Genomic DNA, 19,284 nt, shown 5'->3' with positions numbered 1-19,284 from the left:
CCAAAAAAACCGCTGATGATGAGACGCGAAGCCGCTACAGGTAGCTCTGGGCGCGGAAGCTGAGTTCGGCGGATTTTCCGATGATCAGATGGTCGTGCAGGGTGATTCCCAAGGCGCTGAGGGCGGCCTGGATCTGATCCGTCATACCGATGTCGCTGTCCGAGGGCGTGGGGTCTCCGGACGGGTGATTATGCACCAGAATCAAGGCGCTGGCGTTGAGTTCCAGGGCGCGCTTGGCGACTTCTCGAGGGTAGACGGGGACGTGGTCGACGGTGCCGCGGGCCTGTTCTTCGTCGGCGATCAGGACGTTCTTGCGGTCCAGGAACAGGATGCGGAACTGTTCGGTTTCACGGTGGGCCATGGTGGTGTGGCAATAGTCCAGGAGCGCGTCCCAGCTGGAGATCACCTGGCGCTGCATCACCCGGGCGCGGGCCATGCGGTGGGCGGCGGCCTCCAGCACCTTGAGGTCGGTGATGACTGTGTCGCCGATGCCCTTCACTTGCGCCAGACGTTCCGGCGGGGCTGTCACAACGCGGTTGAAATCCCCAAAGGTATCAAGCAGTTGCCGCGCCAAGGGTTTCACGTCGCGGCGCGGGATGGAGCGGAACAGGACCAGTTCCAGCAGCTCGTAATCGGGCATCGCAGCGGCGCCGCCGGCCATGAAACGCTCGCGCAGGCGGGCGCGGTGGTCCTTGATGTAGGAGGGCAGGCGGCCGGGGGAAAGCGGGGCCGCAGGGGCCTCCTCGCTGCCGGGAAACAGCGGCAGGGAGACGTCCTCGAATGCGGGGTCCTGTGCCATGGCGCCATGGTGCCGACATCATGGTTGAGGAAGTGTTAATGCGCGCCCAAGCGGCGCGGCTGCAGGAAGGCAGATGGGGGGTGACAGGCGTGCACCCTCCGTACACTCCCTGTGCACCGCCGCAGCGCGGTGTAGGGCGCTTGTGCTTGGGGCTGCGTTAAGGATGCACAAAAGAAAAGCGCCCCGGGCTGGGGCGCTTTTGAACGTGCCGTTTTAGGCTAGTGGCCTGGGCTCCGCCCGTTCGCAAGCGAAACGCTCCCCCGGAGCGTTTCCGGGGAGCTTGCTCACCCCTTCATCCCGTCCCAGAAGCTTTTCACCGAAGAGAAGAAGCTGCGGGATTCGGGGTTGGTGTTTTCCTCGGAGATGTCCTCGAACTCGCGCAGAAGCTCCTTCTGGCGGGCGGTGAGGTTCATCGGGGTTTCCACCGCCAGTTCGATGAACATGTCGCCGGTGGCGCCGCCGCGCAGCGCCGGCATGCCCTTGCCGCGCAGGCGCATCTGGCGGCCGGACTGGCTGCCCTCGGGGATCTGCACCCGGCCGCGGCCGCCGTCGATGGTCGGCACTTCGATGGAGCCGCCAAGCGCTGCCTTGGCCATGCTGACTGGCACCCGGCAGTAGAGGTTGTTGCCGTCGCGCTCGAACAGCTTGTGCGGCGAGACCTCGACAAAGATGTAGAGATCGCCCGGAGGGCCGCCGCGCAGGCCGGCTTCGCCTTCGCCCGCGAGGCGGATGCGGGTGCCGGTTTCAACCCCTGCCGGGATGTTCACCGACAGCGAGCGGTCTTTTTCCACCCGGCCGTGGCCGTGGCAGGATTTGCACGGGTTCTTGATGATCTGGCCCAGGCCCGAGCAGGTCGGGCAGGTGCGTTCAACGGTGAAGAAGCCCTGCTGCGCGCGGACCTTGCCCATGCCGGAGCAGGTCGGGCAGGTGGTGGGTTCCACACCGCCTTCGGCGCCGGTGCCTTCACACGCGGTGCAGGAGACCGAGGCCGGGACCTTAATGGTCTTGTGCAACCCGCCAAAGGCGTCCTCGAGCGAGACGCGCAGGTTGTAGCGCAGGTCGGCACCGCGCGACGCCCGCTGACGTCCGCCGGCACCGCCGCGCTGGCCGCCCATGAAGTCGCCGAACAGGTCGTCGAACACGTCGGAGAATGCGGAAGAGAAATCGCCGCCGCCAAAGCCCTGTGCTCCGCCGCGCTGGCCGCCGCCCATGCCGTTTTCAAAGGCAGCATGCCCGAAGCGGTCGTAGGCCGCCTTTTTCTCGGCGTCCTTGAGGACGTCATAAGCCTCATTGGCTTCCTTGAACTGCGCCTCTGCGTCCGGATTGTCCTTGTTCCGGTCAGGGTGCAGTTCCTTGGCTTTCTTGCGGAAGCCTTTTTTGATTTCGTCTGCGGAGGCGCCTTTGGCCACACCCAGAACGTCGTAATAGTCACGTTTTGACATCGGTTACCCCATCTGCCTCAACGAAAATGGGCCGGTCCGGGGTCGGACCGGCCCGCCTTGGCCTGAGTGGTCAGGCGTTAGCGCTTGTCGTTGTCCAGGTCTTCGAATTCGGCATCGACGATGTCGTCGTCACCGGGGCCTGCGGCTTCGTCAGCTGCTGCCGGCTCGTCGTCGCCGCCTTCTTCGGCCTGCGCCTTGTAGATCGCTTCGCCCAGTTTCATCGCGGCTTCGGTGACGTTCTGGATGCCGGACTTGATCTTGTCGGCGGTCGATTTCTCGTTTTCCAGATCGTCCTTCAGCGCAGCCACGGCCAGCTCGATCACCTCGACGGTGGACGGGTCGACCTTGTCGCCATGCTCTTCCACCGATTTCTCGGTCGAGTGGATCAGCGATTCGGCCTGGTTCTTGGCTTCGACCAGCTCGCGGCGTTCCTTGTCCGCCTCGGCGTTGGCTTCGGCGTCCTTGACCATCTTTTCGATGTCGTCGTCGGACAGACCGCCGGAGGCCTGGATGGTGATCTGCTGTTCCTTGCCGGTCGCCTTGTCCTTGGCGCCGACCGACACGATGCCGTTGGCGTCGATGTCGAAGGTCACTTCGATCTGCGGCATGCCGCGCGGTGCCGGCGGGATTTCCTCGAGGTTGAACTGGCCGAGCATCTTGTTGTCGGCAGCCATTTCACGCTCGCCCTGGAACACGCGGATGGTCACGGCGTTCTGGTTGTCTTCCGCGGTCGAGAACACCTGCGACTTCTTGGTCGGGATGGTGGTGTTGCGGTCGATCAGGCGGGTGAAGACACCGCCCAGGGTTTCGATGCCCAGGGACAGCGGGGTCACGTCGAGCAGCACCACGTCCTTGACGTCGCCCTGCAGAACGCCGGCCTGGATGGCGGCGCCCATGGCAACCACTTCATCCGGGTTCACACCCTTGTGCGGCTCCTTGCCGAAGAACTTGGTCACCTCTTCGATGACTTTCGGCATCCGGGTCATACCGCCGACCAGAACCACCTCGTCAATGTCGGAGGCGGACAGGCCTGCGTCCTTGAGAGCTGCCTTGCACGGGTCCATCGAGCGCTTGATCAGGTCGGAGACCAGGCTTTCCAGCTTGGCACGGGTCAGCTTCATCACCAGGTGCAGCGGCTGGCCCGAGGACGGATCCATCGAGATGAACGGCTGGTTGATCTCGGTCTGCGAGGTGGAGGACAGTTCGATCTTGGCTTTTTCAGCGGCTTCTTTCAGGCGCTGCAGGGCCATCTTGTCCTTGGACAGATCGACGCCGTTCTCTTTTTTGAACTCATCCGCCAGGTAGTTGACGATGCGCATGTCGAAGTCTTCGCCGCCCAGGAAGGTGTCGCCGTTGGTCGACTTCACTTCGAACAGGCCGTCGTCGATTTCCAGAATGGTGACGTCGAAGGTGCCGCCGCCGAGGTCATAGACGGCGATGGTCTGGGTGTTTTCCTTGTCCAGGCCATAGGCCAGCGCAGCCGCGGTCGGCTCGTTGATGATGCGCAGCACTTCGAGGCCGGCGATCTTGCCGGCGTCCTTGGTGGCCTGACGCTGGGCGTCGTTGAAGTAAGCGGGCACGGTGATCACCGCCTGGGTGACTTCCTCGCCCAGGTAGGATTCCGCGGTTTCCTTCATCTTGCCCAGGGTGAAGGCGGAGATCTGCGACGGGGAGTATTTCTCGCCCTTGGCTTCGACCCATGCGTCGCCGTTGCCGCCGTTCACGATGGAGAACGGCACCATTTTCTTGTCCTTGGCGACGGCCGCGTCGTCGAACCGGCGGCCGATCAGGCGCTTGACGCCGAAGATGGTGTTGTCGGGGTTGGTCACGGCCTGGCGTTTGGCCGGCTGGCCGACCAGGCGCTCATCGTCGGTGAAGGCAACGATCGACGGGGTGGTGCGCGCGCCCTCGGCGTTTTCGATCACGCGGGGCTGGGAGCCGTCCATGATGGCCACGCAGGAGTTGGTGGTACCCAGGTCGATGCCGATAACTTTGCTCATTTTTCGATCCCTTTTTACTACTCAAGGCGATTACCCGAGGCCTGAACCCGTTGCGGCATCCTGGCCCCGATTGATTTGCGGTTTGGTCTGCACCTTGCCGCGTCCCGGCGTATATAGGGACGTGAAAACGGCCCTGCAAGCGCTCAGGCACGCCCGGAGGCGTGAATCAATGCGCTTTTTTGCAAGGGTCATGGTTAAGGATGGATGAACGGCAATGACCCTGCTGCGGGTGCGCGGATTCGATGTTCACAAGGGGTATCTGGACCCGGGCAGACAGGCCGCGCTGATCGAGAGCCTGCGGCCGGTGCTGAAGGCGGCGCCCCTGTACTCGCCCAGGGTGCCGGGCGGCGGGCAGATGTCGGTGCGGATGACCTCTGCCGGGCAGTTCGGCTGGTACTCGGATGCCAAGGGGTACCGCTATGCGGAGGCGCACCCCTCCGGGCGGGTCTGGCCTGCGATCCCGGCAGAGGTGCTGGCGATCTGGACGGAGCTGACCGGGCTGGAGCGGCAGCCGGAATGCTGCCTGCTGAACTACTATGGCGAGGGCGCCCGGATGGGGCTGCATCAGGACAAGGATGAAGCGGATTTCTCCTATCCGGTGGTTTCCATTTCGCTGGGAGATGACGGGCTGTTCCGGATCGGAAACCCGACCCGCGGCGGCAAGACGGAATCGCTCTGGCTGAGCTCGGGCGACGTGGTTGTGATGGGGGGCGAAGCGCGGCTGACCTATCACGGGGTGGACCGGATCCGGTTCAAATCCTCGCGGCTGCTGTCCAAGGGCGGGCGGATCAACTTGACCCTGCGTGTTGTGACATGACGCCGGCGGGGCGCAAAAGTTTTACGGAAAACTTTTGCCATGACTTTTGCTGAAAAGTCTTGGGGCCGGCGGCTAGGGCACCAGCGAGCAGCAGTCGGTCAGGACGTGCAGCTGGCCTGTGCTGCGCAGGCGCAGCAGGTCGATCGAAATGCCATAGGTCCGGTCAGACATGCCGTCGGAGCAATGCTCTGCCGTCAGGGTGCCGGACAGGCTGATCGCTTCGGGGGCGGACGTTTCGCTGCTGCTCTGGCGTGCAGCGAGGAAGCCGGATTTGCCGCTGCGGCCTGCGGCCGGTTCCCGTGCCAGCAGTGTGACGGGGGTGCCCGGACTGTCCGGAGTGCTGAAAATGGCAGCTTTATCCAGTGTCAGAGACCAGAAGGGCTCGGTGCCGAAGCAATCCAGAGCCTGTTCCGGTTGCTCGTGCCAATTGCTGGAAGAAGCCCGGTCCAGATACCGCAGAGCAGCCCAGCCGGATTGCTCGCCGCTGTTGACCAGGCCCCATTTGCCGCTGTCATCCGCCAGAACCACTTCCACCCCGGTTTGGTCCGGTGCCAGGGTGCCGATGATTTCAGAGCCGGCGGAGGGGGCGCTGCGGATGTTCAGCACATCGTCCGATGCAACACCGGTGACACTGTGAAGCGCGGGAAACTCCTGCGCTGCGGCTGGCAGGGCCAGGACGGCCAGCCAGAGAACGGCGGCTGCGCGCAGCCCCTTCACCGCCGGGCGTTCCAGCTGAGGGAGACATGGCGGCGGGTGTAGAATTCGCCCATCAGGCCGATCACGATCAGCACCAGCGCCACCCAGGCCGCATACTGCCAGGAACTGAAATGCGGGTTGTAGTTTATGAAGACGAAGCCGCGGGCCTGATCAATGCAGTGAAACAGCGGGTTCCAGTCGAACATCGCCAGCATGAAGCTGGGCAGGGTGTTGGCCAGGAACATCTTGCCCGAGGCAATCATGTTGGCCCGCTGATAGATCATCATCAGGATGCTGACAAAACTCGGCGCCCAGGGCTTCAGCACCAGAAACACTAGCCCCACGCCAAACCCGGTGATCCAGGCCAGCAGCACCATGCCGAATGCTGGAATGGGTTCCTCGATGTGCACGGGCGTGTAGGCGACGTGGTAGGCAAACAGGATGATGAACAGCGACAGAACCTGAATATAGAGCGCGCCGATGGCGGCGGACAGCAGGGCGACCATCGTGTTCATCGGCGCGTGCTGCATCATCGGGCTGCTGGGACCCTCGGCGCCGGCAACAGCGCTGACGGTCTTGGTGTGCACCATGAACAGGTAAACGCCGGACATCACATAGAGCAGGAAGTCGCCGCGGATGGCCGCGCCCCGCAGGCCCAGGACCGCAAACATGACATAGAAGGCCAGCACGAACAAAATCGTCTGCAGCAGGTTCAGGCCAAGCGCGAGGAAAGCATTGTTGTGTTTGGAGCGGACGCTGCGCACGATGGAATGGAACACCACCTCGCACAAGGCGAAGAAACCGGACATCCACGAAGGCTGTGTGCGCTGCTGAAACATGAACCTGCGTTCTCTGCTCGAATATGATGCGGCTGCTTGCCGTTCTGCTGTCTGCGGATCATAAGGGGCAAGAGGAAAATTTTCAATTAAACCCGTGTCAGGGAGACCCGCGTGACCTATGAAAACCTGGTGCCCGTGATCCGCAAGCTGGCCATCGAGGCCGGCGCGAAGATCATGGAGATCTACAATTCCGACGATTTCGACGTGAAGGTGAAATCCGATGACAGCCCGGTAACCGCAGCGGATGAGGCGGCGGATGCGCTGATTTCGGCGGGGCTGCGGGCTGCGTTTCCGGACATGATGCTGGTCACCGAGGAGCAGGCGGCCTCGCACAAGGAGCGCGGCGATACCTTCCTGATCGTCGATCCGCTGGACGGCACCAAGGAATTCATCCACCGCCGCGGCGATTTCACCGTCAACATCGCGCTGGTGGAAAAGGGCGTGCCGACCCGGGGCGTAGTGTATGCGCCGGCGCGGCAGCGGATGTTCTTCACCCTGGCGGATGGCAGCGCGGTCGAGGAGACCGGCAGCTTCGATCCGGAGACCATCGGCGAGACCCGCCCCATCCGGGTGGCCGACAGCGACAACTCGGCGCTGATGGTTGTGGCGTCGAAATCGCACCGCGATCAGGCCACTGATGACTACATCAGCAAATACAGCGTGAAGGACAGCAAGAGCGCCGGTTCTTCGCTGAAGTTCTGCCTGGTGGCCACCGGCGAGGCGGATCTCTATCCGCGCGTCGGCCGCACCATGGAGTGGGATACCGCCGCGGGCCATGCGGTGCTGGCCGGTGCCGGCGGCAAAGTGGTGCGTTTTGACGATCATTCCCCGCTGAAATACGGTAAGGAGGGCTATGCCAATCCGTTCTTCATCGCCTATGCACCGGCTGTGGAACTGAAGGAAGCCTGATGTCCGTTCTGATCGTCATCCCCGCCCGCTATGCATCTACCCGCTATCCCGGCAAACCGCTGGTGCCGCTGACCGGGGCCAGCGGCGAAAAACGCTCGCTGGTGGAGCGCTCCTGGCGGGCGGCCTGCTCGGTTCAGGGCGCCGACCGGGTGGTCGTGGCCACGGATGACGAACGCATCAAACAGGCCGCGGAGGGTTTTGGCGCTGAGGTGGTGATGACCTCGGAAGAGTGCGCCAATGGCACCGAGCGCTGTGCGGAGGCGCATGCGGCGCTGGGCAGCGGTTACGAGATCGTGGTGAACCTGCAGGGGGATGCGCCGCTGACCCCGCATTGGTTCGTCGAGGATCTGGTGGCCGGGCTGAGGGCTGCGCCCGGCATGGGGCTGGCAACACCGGTGCTGCGCTGCAACGGCGAGACGCTGAACAGCCTTCTGGCGGACCGCAAGGCCGGCCGGGTCGGCGGCACCACCGCAGTATTTGCCGCGGACCATAGTGCGCTCTATTTCTCCAAGGAAGTGGTGCCTTATTGCGGCCAGGCTTACGGTGATGGCGAAAATACGCCGGTCTTTCATCATGTCGGCGTCTATGCCTACCGCCCGGATGCATTGGCAGCGTATCCTGACTGGGATACAGGGCCGCTGGAACGGCTCGAAGGGCTGGAGCAGCTGCGGTTCCTGGAGAACGGGCGCAAGGTGCTGTGTGTTGAGGTGGAGGCGCGCGGCCGCGAATTCTGGGAGCTGAACAACCCGGAGGACGTGCCGCGGCTGGAAGCCATGATGAATAAGATGGGGCACGAGTGAGTGCAGTACAGTGATGAGAAACAGAGCAAACGGGATGCTGCCAAGGAATGGCAGCAGCGGGCAGCGGGCAGTTGCTTTACATTTTATTGGAGACAGCCGGGTATGATGCGTGATTGCTTCGCAGCGTCACGTGCAGGTGCCAGCGTTCAGCCCGGAATTTGAGTACAGAGAGAACAGCATGCGCAAAAAAGTAACCAAGGCGATTTTTCCGGTTGCGGGCCTCGGCACCAGATTCCTGCCGGCAACCAAATCCGTGCCCAAGGAAATCATGACCCTGGTCGACCGGCCGCTGGTGCAATACGCCATCGACGAGGCGCGCGCCGCCGGGATCAAGGAGTTCATCTTTGTCACCTCGCGCGGCAAGGGGGCGCTGGAAGACTACTTTGACCACTCGCCGGTTCTGGAACAGGAGCTGCGCAGGAAGGGCAAGGATGATCTGCTGGAAATCCTCAAGAGCACCGATATGGAATCCGGTGCGATCGCCTATATCCGCCAGCACAAGGCGCTGGGCCTGGGCCATGCGGTCTGGTGCGCCCGCCGCCTGATCGCCAATGAGCCCTTTGCGGTGATCCTGCCGGATGATGTGATCGCGGCGGAGAAACCCTGCCTGCAGCAGATGGTCGAGGCCTATGAGGAAACCGGCGGCAACATGGTTGCGGCGATGGAAGTTCCGCCGGAGAAGACCTCGTCCTACGGGGTGCTCGACGTGAAGGACGACATGGGCCAGGTGGTTGCCGCCAACGGCATGGTCGAGAAGCCCAAGATGGAAGATGCGCCGTCGAACCTGGCGGTGATCGGCCGCTACATCCTGGCGCCGTCGGTTCTGAAGAACCTGAATAAGATGAAGCAGGGCGCAGGCGGCGAGATCCAGCTGACCGATGCCATTGCCGAGGACATCGCCAAGGACGTGCCGGTCTACGGCTACCGCTTCCGCGGCCAGCGGTTCGACTGCGGCTCCAAGGCAGGCTTCCTGCAGGCCACCGTGGCCTTTGCGCTGGCGCGCGATGAGCTGCGGGACGACCTGATGAACTACATCACCGAAATCGCGCAGGTCGGAAAGGCCGCGCAGTAACCACTCTGGCCGCCCCTCCGGGGGCGGCCCAGCATGGGGCAGAGACAGTGACCAATATCCTCGTGACCGGCGGTGCCGGATACATCGGTTCGCATGCCTGCAAGGCACTCAAGGCGGCGGGCTATACTCCAGTAACCTATGACAACCTGGTGACCGGCTGGCAGGATGCGGTCAGGTTCGGCCCCTTCGAGAAGGGCGACCTGAGCGACCGCGCCCGGCTGGATGAGGTGTTTGCCAAGCACCAGCCGGCCGCGGTGATGCATTTCGCGGCGCTGAGCCAGGTGGGCGAGGCGATGAGCGAGCCGGGCCGTTACTGGGCCAACAACACCGGCGGGTCGCTGACCCTGATCGAGGCCGCGGTGGCGGCGGGCTGCCTGGACTTCGTGTTCTCCTCCACCTGTGCCACCTATGGCGAGCACGACAACGTGGTGCTGGATGAAAACAGCCCGCAGCTGCCGCTGAATGCCTATGGCGCCTCCAAGCGCGCGGTGGAGGATATCCTGAAGGATTTCGGTGCCGCGCATGGGCTGCGGTCGGTGATCTTCCGCTATTTCAACGTGGCGGGCGCCGACCCTGCGGCGGAGGTGGGCGAATTCCACCGCCCCGAGACCCATCTGGTGCCGCTGGTGCTGGATGCGATTGCGGGCAAGCGCGATGCGCTGACCATCTTCGGCACCGACTACGATACCCCGGACGGCACCTGCATCCGCGATTACGTGCATGTCTGCGACCTGGTGGACGCGCATGTGCTGGGCCTGAAGTGGCTGGAGGACGGCAAGGGCAGCCAGGTGTTCAACCTGGGCACCGGCAGCGGGTTTTCGGTGCGCGAGGTGATGGACAAGGCCGAAGCGGTAACAGGTCAGGCCGTGCCCTGCACAACCGGACCGCGCCGGGCGGGCGACTGCACCAAGCTGGTGTCCGGGTCCACCCGGGCGGTGACCGATCTGGGTTGGGAGCCGCGCCGCTCTACCTTGGAAACGATGATTGCCGACGCCTGGAAATGGCACCAGACGGGCCACTACGAGCGCTGAGAATGGCACAGGCCGCCGCCCCTGATCTGCCGCCGCTGGGCCTCACCGGGGCCTACAAGCTGCGGTGGAAGCGGCGGCGTTTGCTGTGGCGGGCCCTGCGCGCGCGCCATCAGCTGCAGAAGGTGGCGGACCGCACCCGGCAAATCCCCGGACACGGTGTTCTGGTCTTTACCGTGCTGCGCAACGAGATCACCCGGCTGCCCTATTTCCTGGAGCACTACCGGCGGCTGGGCGCCGCGCATTTTCTTGTCGTGGACAATGGCAGCACCGACGGCAGTGCGTCACTGCTTGCCGCGCAGCCGGATGTCTCCTTGTGGCAAACAGAGGCCAGCTACCGGCACACGCGCTTTGGCCTTGACTGGCTGGGCTGGCTGCTGATCCGCCACGGCCACCGGCGCTGGTGCCTGACCGTGGATGCGGATGAACTGCTGGTCTATTGCGGGATGGAAGCGCACGGGCTGGGTGGCCTGACGCAGCGGCTGGAGCAGGACGGCCGTGAGGGTTTCGGCGCTTTGATGCTGGACCTGTACCCCATGGGGCCGCTGGACAGCCAGGCCTATGCGCCGGGTCAGGACCCCTGCGAGGTACTGCAATGGTTCGACGACGGACCTTACCGGGCGGTGCGGCAGCAGCCGAAGGGCAATTTGTGGGTGCAGGGCGGTGCGCGTGAAAGGGTGTTTTTCCAGGACCGGCCGGAACACTCGCCCACGCTAAACAAGCTGCCGCTGGTGCGCTGGAACCGGCGCTACGCATACGTCAACTCCACCCATTCCATGCTGCCGCCGCAGATGAATGCGCTGTATGACGGGCCGGGCGGCACGGCGCCCTCCGGGGTGCTGCTGCACACGAAGTTCCTGCCGGAAATTGTTTCCAAATCGGCAGCGGAAAAGCAGCGGCAGCAGCATTTCCATACGCCGCAGCTGTTTGACGGCTACTATGACCGTATCACCGAGGCTCCGGACATGTGGCACGCCGGGGCGGTGCAGTATCAGGGGCCGGACCAGCTGGCCGCGCTGGGATTGATGGCGCCGATTGAGTGGTGACGCGTAAGGGGCGGGATTTCCTGACTGTTGCAACTGCGCCGTGCGCCCGCGTAACCGTTTCTAAATCCGTTGTTAATACACTGAGCGCGTGACATATTGCGCGGAAACTTGCCGCTGGCCAGAAGGCTGGGGCGGGCGCGCTCCTTGGAAAATGGTTTGGAGTAAACGTGGGGCTTTGGGATTCTTACCGGATGCGGTTGCGGCGCAAACGGCGGCTGGTCCGCGCAGTGCGCAAATCCGGTGAGCTGACGGCGCTGCAGGACCACACCGGGGCGATCCGGCCGAGGGATATCCTGCTGGTCTGCACCATGCGCAACGAGCAGATCCGGCTGCCCTATTTCCTGCAGTACTACCGCAGCATGGGAATTGATCATTTCCTGTTCGTGGACAATGACTCAGCCGATGGTACCGCCGATTACCTGCGCGGGATGGAAGATGTCTCGCTGTGGCGCACGACCGCCAGCTACAAGCGCGCAGGGTACGGCATCGACTGGATGAATTATCTGAAGCGCAAGTACGCGCACGGCCATTGGGTGCTGGTGGTCGATCCGGATGAGTTTTTCATCTACCCGTTCTGCGACACGCGGCCGATCCGGGCGCTGACCGACTGGCTGGACAATTCGGCGATCCGCAGCTTCTCGGCGATGCTCTTGGATGTGTATCCCAAGGGGCGGATCGGTGAGGTGCCGTATCAGCCCGGACAGAACCCGCTGGAGATCGCCCATTGGTTTGACAGCGGCAATTACACCATCAGCCGCAACCCGGAATACGGCAACCTGTGGATCCAGGGCGGGCCGCGGGCGCGGGTGTTCTTTGCCGACGAGCCCAAGAAGGCGCCTGCGCTGAACAAGATCCCGCTGGTCAAATGGCACCGCCGCTATGCCTATGCCAGTTCCACCCATTCCCTGCTGCCGCGCGGATTGAACCAGGTCTATGAAACCGATGGCGGTGAAAAGGCCAGCGGCATGCTGCTGCACACCAAGTTCCTGGATACGTTCACCGCCAAGGCGGAGGAGGAACTGGTGCGCGGCCAGCATTACGGCGGTTCGGCGGAATACAAGGCCTATGCCGCAAAACTGGCGGAGCAGCCGGAACTGTGGTGCAAATGGAGCGAGAAATACATCAATTGGCGCCAGCTTGAGATCCTGGGGCTGATGTCCAAGGGGAACTGGGCATGAATAGGGTCGGGGTGGTCATGCTGGTGCACACGGCGCTGGACCGGGCGGCGCAGGTGGTGCGCCACTGGACCGCGGCGGGCTGCCCGGTGGTGCTGCATGTGGACCGCAATGTCAGCCGTGCGGTGTTTGACCGCTTCCGCCAATCGCTGGAGGGCAGCCCGCTGGTGCGGTTCTCCGCCCGCCACCGCTGCGAATGGGGCACTTGGGGCATCGTGGCGGCCTCGCAGGCGGCGTCGGAGGTGATGCTGGCGGAGTTTCCGGATGTGCGCCACGTCTATCTTGCCTCTGGCTCCTGCCTGCCGCTGAGGCCGGTGCAGGAACTGGCCGATTACCTGGCTGCACGCCCGGATACCGATTTCATCGAAAGCGCCACCACCGCGGATGTGCCCTGGATCGTCGGCGGCCTCAGCCAGGAGCGGTTCACGCTGCGGTTCCCGTTCTCCTGGAAAAGGCACCGCTACCTGTTCGACCGCTATGTCAGCCTGCAGCGCAAGCTGCGGATCAGGCGGCGGATCCCGCCAGGGCTGGTGCCGCATATGGGCAGCCAATGGTGGTGCCTGACCCGCAAGACCCTGGCGGCGATCCTGCAGGACCCGGAACGCCCGGTCTATGATGCCTATTTCCGCAAAGTCTGGATCCCGGACGAAAGCTATTTCCAGACCCTGGCGCGGCAGTATTCCAGCAACATCGAAAGCCGCTCCCTGACGCTGAGCAAGTTCGATTTCCAGGGCAAGCCGCATATTTTCTACGACGACCATCTGCAGCTCTTGCGCCGCTCGGACTGTTTTGTTGCGCGCAAGATCTGGCCGCACGCCGAGCGGCTTTATCAGGCGTTCCTGAGCGATCAGGCCGGGGCGATGAGGCGGACGGAACCGAACCCCGGCAAGATCGACCGGATCTTTGCCAAGGCGGTGGAGCGGCGCACCCGCGGGCGGCCCGGCCTGTACATGCAGAGCCGGTTTCCCGGTCATGGCTCCGAGAACGGGGTCACCTCCGGCCCGTATTCGGTGTTTCAGGGGTTTTCCGAATTGTTCGAGGATTTCGAGGCCTGGCTGGCGCGCACGACCGGCAGCAAGGTGCACGGGCATATCTTCGCGCCGGAAGGCGCTGAATTCTGTGAGAGGCAGAGCCTGATCAACGGCTGCCTGAACGGCAGCGCCGGATTGCGCGACTATAACCCGGAAAGCTTTTTGACCAGCCTGATCTGGAACACCCGCGGCGAGCGGCAGTGTTTTCAGTTCGGACCGCGCAGCAACCAGGCGGTGAACTGGCTGGTGGCGCGGGATACCAATGCGCAGGTCTCAGTCATCAGCGGCGCCTGGGCGATTCCGCTGTTCAAGTCCAGCCGCAGTTTCGCGGAGCTGCGCCAGGAGGCGGCCAGGCTGCAGCAGAGAGAGGCGGAGCAGTTGCAGATCCTGCGCTCCCAATGGGCCAAGGCGCGGGTCCGTATCTGGACCATGGCGGAGTTTGTCGAGGCGCCGATGGAGCCCTTGCAGACCATTGTTGACGAGATCGGCCCGCTGTCGGCACGGCATTTGAGCGAAGCCCCGAGAATGGTGGATCTTGAAGGTTTCGGGCAGTTTCTGCAGAATTTGAAGAACCAGGGCATGCACCCCTATCTGATGGGGGATTTCCCGGTCGAACACAGCCCTGCCAGCCCGTCCAAGCCGCGGCGCAAACCTTATCTGGTGCGATAATCCAATATGCCTGATTCCTGCTTTGATTACTTTGCCGTCTTTGCCGAAATGCGGACCGGCTCTAATTTTCTGGAAACCAACCTGAATGCCTTTGACCGGCTGACCTGCCACGGAGAGGCCTTCAATCCGCACTTCATCGGCTACCCGGACAGCACCGAAATCCTGGGCGTGACCCAGGCGATGCGGGACGCGGATCCGGCGCGCTTGATCCAGCGGATCAAGGCGGAGCCGGGCGGCCTGGGGGGCTTCCGCTACTTCCACGATCACGATCCGCGGGTGCTGGACCTGATGCTGGAGGATCCGCGCTGCGCCAAGATCATCCTGACCCGCAACCCGCTCGACAGCTACGTGTCCTGGAAGATTGCCCAGGAAACCGGCCAGTGGAAACTGACCGACGTGAAACGTCGCAAGGATGCCAAGGCTCGATTTGATGCGGCGGAGTTCACGGCCCATGTGGGGGCGCTGCAGGAATTTCAGGTTAGCCTTCTGAACCGGCTGCAGGCCTTGGGGCAAACGGCTTTCTATGTGGCCTACGAGGACCTGCAAAGCGTTGAGGTGATGAACGGGCTGGCCCGCTGGCTGGGGGTTGCGCAGCAGCTGGAGGCGCTCGACGGCAGTCTCAAGCGGCAGAACCCGGCGCCGGTGCTGGCCAAGGTGGCCAATCCTGAAGAAATGCAGGAAGCGCTGGCCGGCATGGACCGGTTCAACCTGACACGGACCCCGAATTTCGAACCGCGCCGCGGCCCGGCGGTGCCGGGCTACGTGGCGGGGGCTGCGACGCCGCTTTTGTATCTGCCCGTGAAGGGCGGGCCGGAGGCAGAGGTGGTGCAATGGATGGCCGGGCTGGACCATGGGGCAACGGACGGGCTGATCCAGGGCATGAATCAGAAGCAGCTGCGCCAGTGGAAACGCCTTAACAAGGGGTTTCGCAGCTTTACCGTGCTTCGCCACCCTGCAGCGCGGGCACATGCGGTATTCTGCCGGCGGATCCTGAACGCCGGCGCGGGCAGCTACGGGCAAATCCGCAGCACGCTGCGGCGGCAGTTCAAACTGCCTATTCCGAAGGCAGGGCCGGACGCCGGATATTCGCGTGCCCGGCACCGCGACGCCTTCGCCGGGTTTCTGGAGTTTGTGCGCGCCAGCCTGGCCGGGCAGACCCCGGTCCGGCTGGATGCGGAATGGGCGACACAAGCCCAGGCACTGTCCGGGTTCACCGAACTTGGCCCGCCGGATCTGCTGGTCCGCGAGGACGAAATGGGCGAGGATCTGCCTGCGCTGGCCCGCAAGCTGGGCCGGATGGAGCCGGGGGCGGTTCCGCTAGCTGAACCGGAGACGCCGTTTGCGCTGGCGGATATCTATGATGCGGATCTGGAGTCGCTGATCGCCTCAGTTTACCAGCGCGACTACCTTGCCTTCGGATTCGGTCCCTGGCGGCAGGGCTGATCCTGCGCAACGGCGGCAAACAGGAGTGCCCCCGCGCCCGCCGGATGTTCCGCGGGCCGAACAGCCGGAACGGGCTTGGGCCGGGCGCCGCGTGCCGTTTCTCAGCAAGGCATGTGCAGGAGAGAGCAGCCGCCCGGCCGGGGCCGCAGGCCGCGGTCCGGGCACGGCCCAACGGGAAGAGCGCTGCCGGCAGGCAGCCGATGACGGGCGGGAGCCCTGCCGCTGTTGCGGAAATCCGGTGCGCCGGGGGGGGCGGTGCGGCCCAGCAGCCGCTGCCCGGCGCTTCAGGCAGCCTGGACGGACTGGCCTTCGGTCAGGATGGTATAGAGCGTGGCCGGGTCGTGGTTGGCGCGCAGCTTGGTGCAGAAGCTCTGCTCGCGCAGGGTGCGCGACACCAGCGCCAGCGCTTTCAGATGCTCGACCCCGGCATCTTCGGGCGCGAACAGGGCAAAGGCGATATCCACCGGCTGGCGGTCCACCGCGCCGAACTCCAGCGGTTTTTCCAGGATCAGGAAAGTGCCGCAGACCTCGCTGATGGTATCAAGACGGGCATGCGGCAGGGCGACGCCATGGCCGACCCCGGTGGGGCCGAGGCTTTCGCGGTCCAGCAACGCCTCGACCGTGGACTGGGCGTCCAGCCCGTAGGCCGCCTGGGCGACATCCGCGATTTCCTGGAACAAGCGCTTCTTGCTGGAGGCCGCACCGATAACCCGGACGGCCTCTGGCTTGAGGATGCTGGAAATCTGCATGTGTCTGCTCCGTTCCGGCGCCCCGTTCGGGGCGCCGATGCCTTAGGTGTGTTTACGGATCGATCCAGCCGATGTTGCCGTCGTCGCGGCGGTAGACCACATTCAACCCGTCCTTGCCTTCATTGCGGAAGACCAGCACCGGGGCGCCTGCCAGCTCCATCTGCATCACCGCTTCCCCGACTGACAGGGAGGGGATGCGGGTCTCCATTTCGGCGACGATGATCGGCTGCAGCGAGTCCGGTTCGGAATCCGCTTCCTCAGAGGCGAGGATATACGAGTTGGCGCCCAGATGTTCAACCGGCTCGCTGCGGTCCTTGTGGTGATCCTTGAGCCGGCGCTTGTAGCGGCGCAGCTGCTTTTCCATTTTTTCGCAGCAGGCGTCGAAGGCAGCATAGATTTCGGTTTCGTGGGCTTTTGCCTGCGCGCTCAGCCCGGTCGACAGGTGGACGGTGGCTTCACACACATATTCATGCGCTGAACGGGAAAAGACCACAGTCGCGTCGGTTGGGCGCTCGGCGTATTTTTGTACGGCCGAACCCAGCTCATTCTGCACATGAACCTGCAGAGCGTCGCCGATGTCGATCTGTTTGCCGCTGATTTTGTAACGCATGTGATCTCCTTCACAATTTATTGCGGCCGGGCCCGCCGCCAAGGCAATCCTTGGCGGTGTCACGTCAGGTCCGGAACCGGGGGGCAGGCCAGCCGTCCGGTTGCATCGGTCCGGGCCTTGTCGCCAAGGCTGTTGTTCGGACTGCATCGGACTGCGCGTATGCCATGGGTCAATTCGACGGCAAGACAGCGGGAGAGTCAATGGATAACGCGAAAAAAGAAGCCCGGGTTGGCGGCGGCTTTTTGCTGCCGCGGAGCTGCGAAAACGGTCAGGAAATGCGGAAGTTGTCGCCCAGGTAGACACGGCGGACATTCTCGTTTTCCACCACCTCCTCGGGGCTGCCGGACATCAGCACCTGACCGTCGTGCAGGATATAGGCGCGGTCCACGATCTCCAGTGTTTCCCGCACGTTGTGATCGGTGATCAGCACCCCGATTCCGCGTTTCTTGAGGTCGGCCACCAGGTGCCGGATATCGCCGACGGAAATCGGGTCGACGCCTGCAAAAGGTTCATCGAGCAGCAGGTATTTCGGGTTGGCGGCCAGGCAGCGGGCGATCTCGACCCGGCGGCGCTCACCGCCCGAAAGCGCCAGTGCCGGCGCGCGGCGCAGGTGCTCGATCGAGAAGTCAGACAGCAGTTCTTCCAGCCGCTCGCGGCGCTTGTGCTCGTGCTTCTGCGAGATGTCCAGAACGGCGGAGATGTTGTCCTCCACCGACAGCCCGCGGAAGATCGACATTTCCTGCGGCAGGTAGCCGATGCCCAGGCGCGCGCGGCGGTACATCGGCAGGCCGGTCACGTTCTGGCCATCAATGGTGACGGTGCCCGCTTCGGGAAACACCAGACCGGCAATCGTGTAGAAGCTGGTGGTCTTGCCAGAGCCGTTGGGGCCAAGCAGGGCCACCACCTCGCCCCGGTTCAAAGACAGCGACACGTCCCGGATCACCACCTTCTTGCGGTAGGATTTACGCAGCCGTTCGATGCGCAGCCCGGAGGAGCCTTCGGTCACTTTCAGATCCGGTTTCGCCATCAGTTGCTGCCGCCGTTCGGGTTGAGGATGGTTTTCACGCGGCCGGCCATCTGCGCGGTGCCCGAGGTGAGATTCACCTCCAGCCGGTTCGAAGCAAGAGTCCCGTTTTCCTGATTGAGCAGCACGTTGCCGGTCATCACGACGGTTCCCCGGTCGATGGTGTACTCTGCGTACTGCGATTCGGCAGCGTCGGGGCCGCTGACCAGCACCACGTTGCCGGTGGCCTCCAGCCGTTCGATGCCGGCCTCGCCGCCGCCTTCCTCTGCCGTCTTGTAGATGACGAGCACCGTGTCGGCGGACAGCCGCATGACGCCCTGCACGATCAGAACATTGCCGGTGAATTCAGCCGACCCGTCGGCCTGGTTCACGGCAAGGTTGTCGGCGGTGACTTCAACCGGCAGGCTGGGGTCGGCCTTGACCGCGCCGAAGGCAACCGAGGCCGTTTGTGCCTGTGCGATGCCGGGAAATACCGCGAGAGGCAGGCAGAAAATCAATGCGCGCAAATAAGACACAGGCTATCTTTCCGGTTGCTGGGGTTGATATAGCAGCTTCACCCCGTTTTTGAACAGCATATGGACCGGCCCGCCGTCGGTTTTTGCCTCAATCTGCATGTTGCCTGCCGTCAGCACGCCGATGTCGCCGGTTGCGCGGACCGGACCCGGGCTGCGGGCCGACAATCCGCTGAGAATTGAATTCAGTTCCTCTGTCTCGACCACCAGGCCGTCGGCCGAGGTGATGATCACATTTCCGGTAAAGCGGGCGGTGTCCCGGGCCGGATTGATGGCTCCGGTTTCGGAGGCCAGCGTGATCTTGCCGCCCTCGGCCAGAATGATTTCCGCGGACATATCGCTGGCTATCGCGGGCGCCCCGTCACGCCCTGGGCGTGCCGCAGAGGCGGTGACCAGGATCTCGTCGCCGTTTGCGGTAGTGCCGGAAAAGAAGGGAGCGGTGATAAGCTGGCCCTTCATCCTGTCCTCGATTTCTTTTTGGGCAAAAGGGATCACCGCATCGGTATTCACCCCGCGCGAGATCAGGAACAAGGTCGACAGCAGAACCAGTGCCGCCATCGGCAGCAGCACCTTGAGATATGCGACGGCTCTTGAATGGCTGTCCATGCTCCGCTCCCGGCCTC

The 19,284-nt window shown here is 63.6% G+C and carries 19 protein-coding genes; 9 read left to right on the top strand and 10 right to left on the bottom strand.

From position 1 onward, the window contains the following. Positions 1-34: 34 nt before the first annotated feature. The 3 genes from radC to dnaK form a co-directional block, all read right to left on the bottom strand. Positions 35-799, bottom strand: coding sequence for a DNA repair protein RadC (radC, locus tag GKC28_RS03385; RefSeq protein WP_174145129.1), 765 nt, complete (start codon positions 797-799; stop codon positions 35-37). A 284-nt stretch (positions 800-1,083) separates the two neighbouring features. After that, on the bottom strand, positions 1,084-2,241 hold the full coding sequence (dnaJ, locus tag GKC28_RS03380; RefSeq protein ID WP_174145128.1) for a molecular chaperone DnaJ: 1,158 nt from the start codon (positions 2,239-2,241) through the stop codon (positions 1,084-1,086). Between the two features lie 77 nt (positions 2,242-2,318). Next, positions 2,319-4,241 carry a molecular chaperone DnaK gene (dnaK, locus tag GKC28_RS03375; RefSeq protein WP_174145127.1) on the bottom strand — a complete coding sequence of 641 codons (1,923 nt, stop codon included), beginning with the start codon at positions 4,239-4,241 and terminating at the stop codon, positions 2,319-2,321. Positions 4,242-4,455: 214 nt separating this feature from the next. Here dnaK and GKC28_RS03370 point away from each other — a divergent pair, with 214 nt between their 5' ends. After that, positions 4,456-5,058, top strand: a complete 603-nt coding sequence (locus tag GKC28_RS03370) for an alpha-ketoglutarate-dependent dioxygenase AlkB (RefSeq protein WP_174145126.1) — start codon at positions 4,456-4,458, stop codon at positions 5,056-5,058. Between the two features lie 72 nt (positions 5,059-5,130). Here GKC28_RS03370 and GKC28_RS03365 read toward each other — a convergent pair whose 3' ends face one another. Further along, the gene (locus tag GKC28_RS03365) at positions 5,131-5,775 is read right to left on the bottom strand and encodes an SH3 domain-containing protein (RefSeq protein ID WP_174145125.1); all 645 of its coding nucleotides are present in this window, start codon (positions 5,773-5,775) and stop codon (positions 5,131-5,133) included. Beyond that, positions 5,772-6,593, bottom strand: a complete 822-nt coding sequence (locus GKC28_RS03360) for an ABC transporter permease (RefSeq protein WP_174145124.1) — start codon at positions 6,591-6,593, stop codon at positions 5,772-5,774. Before GKC28_RS03360 ends, GKC28_RS03365 begins: the two co-directional genes overlap by 4 nt. A gap of 111 nt (positions 6,594-6,704) precedes the next feature. Here GKC28_RS03360 and cysQ point away from each other — a divergent pair, with 111 nt between their 5' ends. From cysQ to GKC28_RS03320, 8 genes are all read left to right on the top strand, one after another. Further along, positions 6,705-7,502, top strand: coding sequence for a 3'(2'),5'-bisphosphate nucleotidase CysQ (cysQ, locus tag GKC28_RS03355; protein ID WP_174145123.1), 798 nt, complete (start codon positions 6,705-6,707; stop codon positions 7,500-7,502). Further along, entirely contained in the window at positions 7,502-8,302 is an 801-nt protein-coding gene (locus GKC28_RS03350) for a 3-deoxy-manno-octulosonate cytidylyltransferase (protein ID WP_174145122.1), read from the top strand. The genes cysQ and GKC28_RS03350 overlap by 1 nt, the downstream gene beginning before the upstream one ends. A gap of 178 nt (positions 8,303-8,480) precedes the next feature. Next, complete coding sequence (gene galU, locus GKC28_RS03345) at positions 8,481-9,374, top strand: UTP--glucose-1-phosphate uridylyltransferase GalU (protein ID WP_174145121.1); 894 nt, start codon at positions 8,481-8,483, stop codon at positions 9,372-9,374. A gap of 47 nt (positions 9,375-9,421) precedes the next feature. Beyond that, complete coding sequence (gene galE / locus GKC28_RS03340) at positions 9,422-10,405, top strand: UDP-glucose 4-epimerase GalE (RefSeq protein WP_174145120.1); 984 nt, start codon at positions 9,422-9,424, stop codon at positions 10,403-10,405. Positions 10,406-10,407: 2 nt separating this feature from the next. Continuing rightward, positions 10,408-11,448 carry a glycosyltransferase family 2 protein gene (locus tag GKC28_RS03335; RefSeq protein ID WP_174145119.1) on the top strand — a complete coding sequence of 347 codons (1,041 nt, stop codon included), beginning with the start codon at positions 10,408-10,410 and terminating at the stop codon, positions 11,446-11,448. A 191-nt stretch (positions 11,449-11,639) separates the two neighbouring features. Beyond that, entirely contained in the window at positions 11,640-12,626 is a 987-nt protein-coding gene (locus GKC28_RS03330) for a glycosyltransferase family 2 protein (RefSeq protein WP_174145118.1), read from the top strand. Beyond that, the gene (locus GKC28_RS03325; protein ID WP_174145117.1) at positions 12,623-14,323 is read left to right on the top strand and encodes a beta-1,6-N-acetylglucosaminyltransferase; all 1,701 of its coding nucleotides are present in this window, start codon (positions 12,623-12,625) and stop codon (positions 14,321-14,323) included. The genes GKC28_RS03330 and GKC28_RS03325 overlap by 4 nt, the downstream gene beginning before the upstream one ends. Positions 14,324-14,329: 6 nt before the next feature. Further along, positions 14,330-15,766 carry a sulfotransferase family 2 domain-containing protein gene (locus tag GKC28_RS03320; protein ID WP_174145116.1) on the top strand — a complete coding sequence of 479 codons (1,437 nt, stop codon included), beginning with the start codon at positions 14,330-14,332 and terminating at the stop codon, positions 15,764-15,766. Between the two features lie 284 nt (positions 15,767-16,050). On the opposite strand, the gene GKC28_RS03315 is transcribed toward GKC28_RS03320, so the two are convergent. The 5 genes from GKC28_RS03315 to lptC form a co-directional block, all read right to left on the bottom strand. Further along, on the bottom strand, positions 16,051-16,515 hold the full coding sequence (locus tag GKC28_RS03315; protein ID WP_174145115.1) for a PTS sugar transporter subunit IIA: 465 nt from the start codon (positions 16,513-16,515) through the stop codon (positions 16,051-16,053). A gap of 52 nt (positions 16,516-16,567) precedes the next feature. Beyond that, positions 16,568-17,125 (bottom strand): ribosome-associated translation inhibitor RaiA, encoded by a 558-nt coding sequence (raiA, locus tag GKC28_RS03310; RefSeq protein WP_039184851.1) that lies wholly within the window; start codon positions 17,123-17,125, stop codon positions 16,568-16,570. A 268-nt stretch (positions 17,126-17,393) separates the two neighbouring features. After that, positions 17,394-18,152 (bottom strand): LPS export ABC transporter ATP-binding protein, encoded by a 759-nt coding sequence (gene lptB / locus GKC28_RS03305; RefSeq protein ID WP_039184848.1) that lies wholly within the window; start codon positions 18,150-18,152, stop codon positions 17,394-17,396. After that, entirely contained in the window at positions 18,152-18,664 is a 513-nt protein-coding gene (locus tag GKC28_RS03300; RefSeq protein WP_174145114.1) for an LptA/OstA family protein, read from the bottom strand. Before GKC28_RS03300 ends, lptB begins: the two co-directional genes overlap by 1 nt. Before the next feature lie 3 nt (positions 18,665-18,667). Continuing rightward, positions 18,668-19,267: an LPS export ABC transporter periplasmic protein LptC gene (gene lptC / locus GKC28_RS03295; protein WP_174145113.1), complete on the bottom strand. Its 600-nt coding sequence runs from the start codon at positions 19,265-19,267 to the stop codon at positions 18,668-18,670. Positions 19,268-19,284: the final 17 nt, after the last annotated feature.

The sequence above is a fragment of the Leisingera sp. ANG59 genome, from assembly GCF_013317235.1.
In the GTDB taxonomy this organism is placed as follows: domain Bacteria; phylum Pseudomonadota; class Alphaproteobacteria; order Rhodobacterales; family Rhodobacteraceae; genus Leisingera.
Note: the sequence above shows the minus strand (reverse complement) of the source record. Positions and strands in the feature narration are given on the sequence as shown.

What these genes read in the sequence shown, in the direction of transcription:
- GKC28_RS03370 (WP_174145126.1), top strand. Translation starts at nt 4,456, where the DNA reads ATGACCCTGCTGCGGGTGCGCGGATTCGATGTTCACAAGGGGTATCTG.
- dnaJ (WP_174145128.1), bottom strand. Translation starts at nt 2,241, where the DNA reads ATGTCAAAACGTGACTATTACGACGTTCTGGGTGTGGCCAAAGGCGCC.
- GKC28_RS03320 (WP_174145116.1), top strand. Translation starts at nt 14,330, where the DNA reads ATGCCTGATTCCTGCTTTGATTACTTTGCCGTCTTTGCCGAAATGCGG.
- dnaK (WP_174145127.1), bottom strand. Translation starts at nt 4,241, where the DNA reads ATGAGCAAAGTTATCGGCATCGACCTGGGTACCACCAACTCCTGCGTG.
- GKC28_RS03330 (WP_174145118.1), top strand. Translation starts at nt 11,640, where the DNA reads ATGCGGTTGCGGCGCAAACGGCGGCTGGTCCGCGCAGTGCGCAAATCC.
- lptC (WP_174145113.1), bottom strand. Translation starts at nt 19,267, where the DNA reads ATGGACAGCCATTCAAGAGCCGTCGCATATCTCAAGGTGCTGCTGCCG.
- radC (WP_174145129.1), bottom strand. Translation starts at nt 799, where the DNA reads ATGGCACAGGACCCCGCATTCGAGGACGTCTCCCTGCCGCTGTTTCCC.
- raiA (WP_039184851.1), bottom strand. Translation starts at nt 17,125, where the DNA reads ATGCGTTACAAAATCAGCGGCAAACAGATCGACATCGGCGACGCTCTG.
- GKC28_RS03350 (WP_174145122.1), top strand. Translation starts at nt 7,502, where the DNA reads ATGTCCGTTCTGATCGTCATCCCCGCCCGCTATGCATCTACCCGCTAT.
- GKC28_RS03315 (WP_174145115.1), bottom strand. Translation starts at nt 16,515, where the DNA reads ATGCAGATTTCCAGCATCCTCAAGCCAGAGGCCGTCCGGGTTATCGGT.
- lptB (WP_039184848.1), bottom strand. Translation starts at nt 18,152, where the DNA reads ATGGCGAAACCGGATCTGAAAGTGACCGAAGGCTCCTCCGGGCTGCGC.
- GKC28_RS03335 (WP_174145119.1), top strand. Translation starts at nt 10,408, where the DNA reads ATGGCACAGGCCGCCGCCCCTGATCTGCCGCCGCTGGGCCTCACCGGG.
- galU (WP_174145121.1), top strand. Translation starts at nt 8,481, where the DNA reads ATGCGCAAAAAAGTAACCAAGGCGATTTTTCCGGTTGCGGGCCTCGGC.
- GKC28_RS03325 (WP_174145117.1), top strand. Translation starts at nt 12,623, where the DNA reads ATGAATAGGGTCGGGGTGGTCATGCTGGTGCACACGGCGCTGGACCGG.
- GKC28_RS03360 (WP_174145124.1), bottom strand. Translation starts at nt 6,593, where the DNA reads ATGTTTCAGCAGCGCACACAGCCTTCGTGGATGTCCGGTTTCTTCGCC.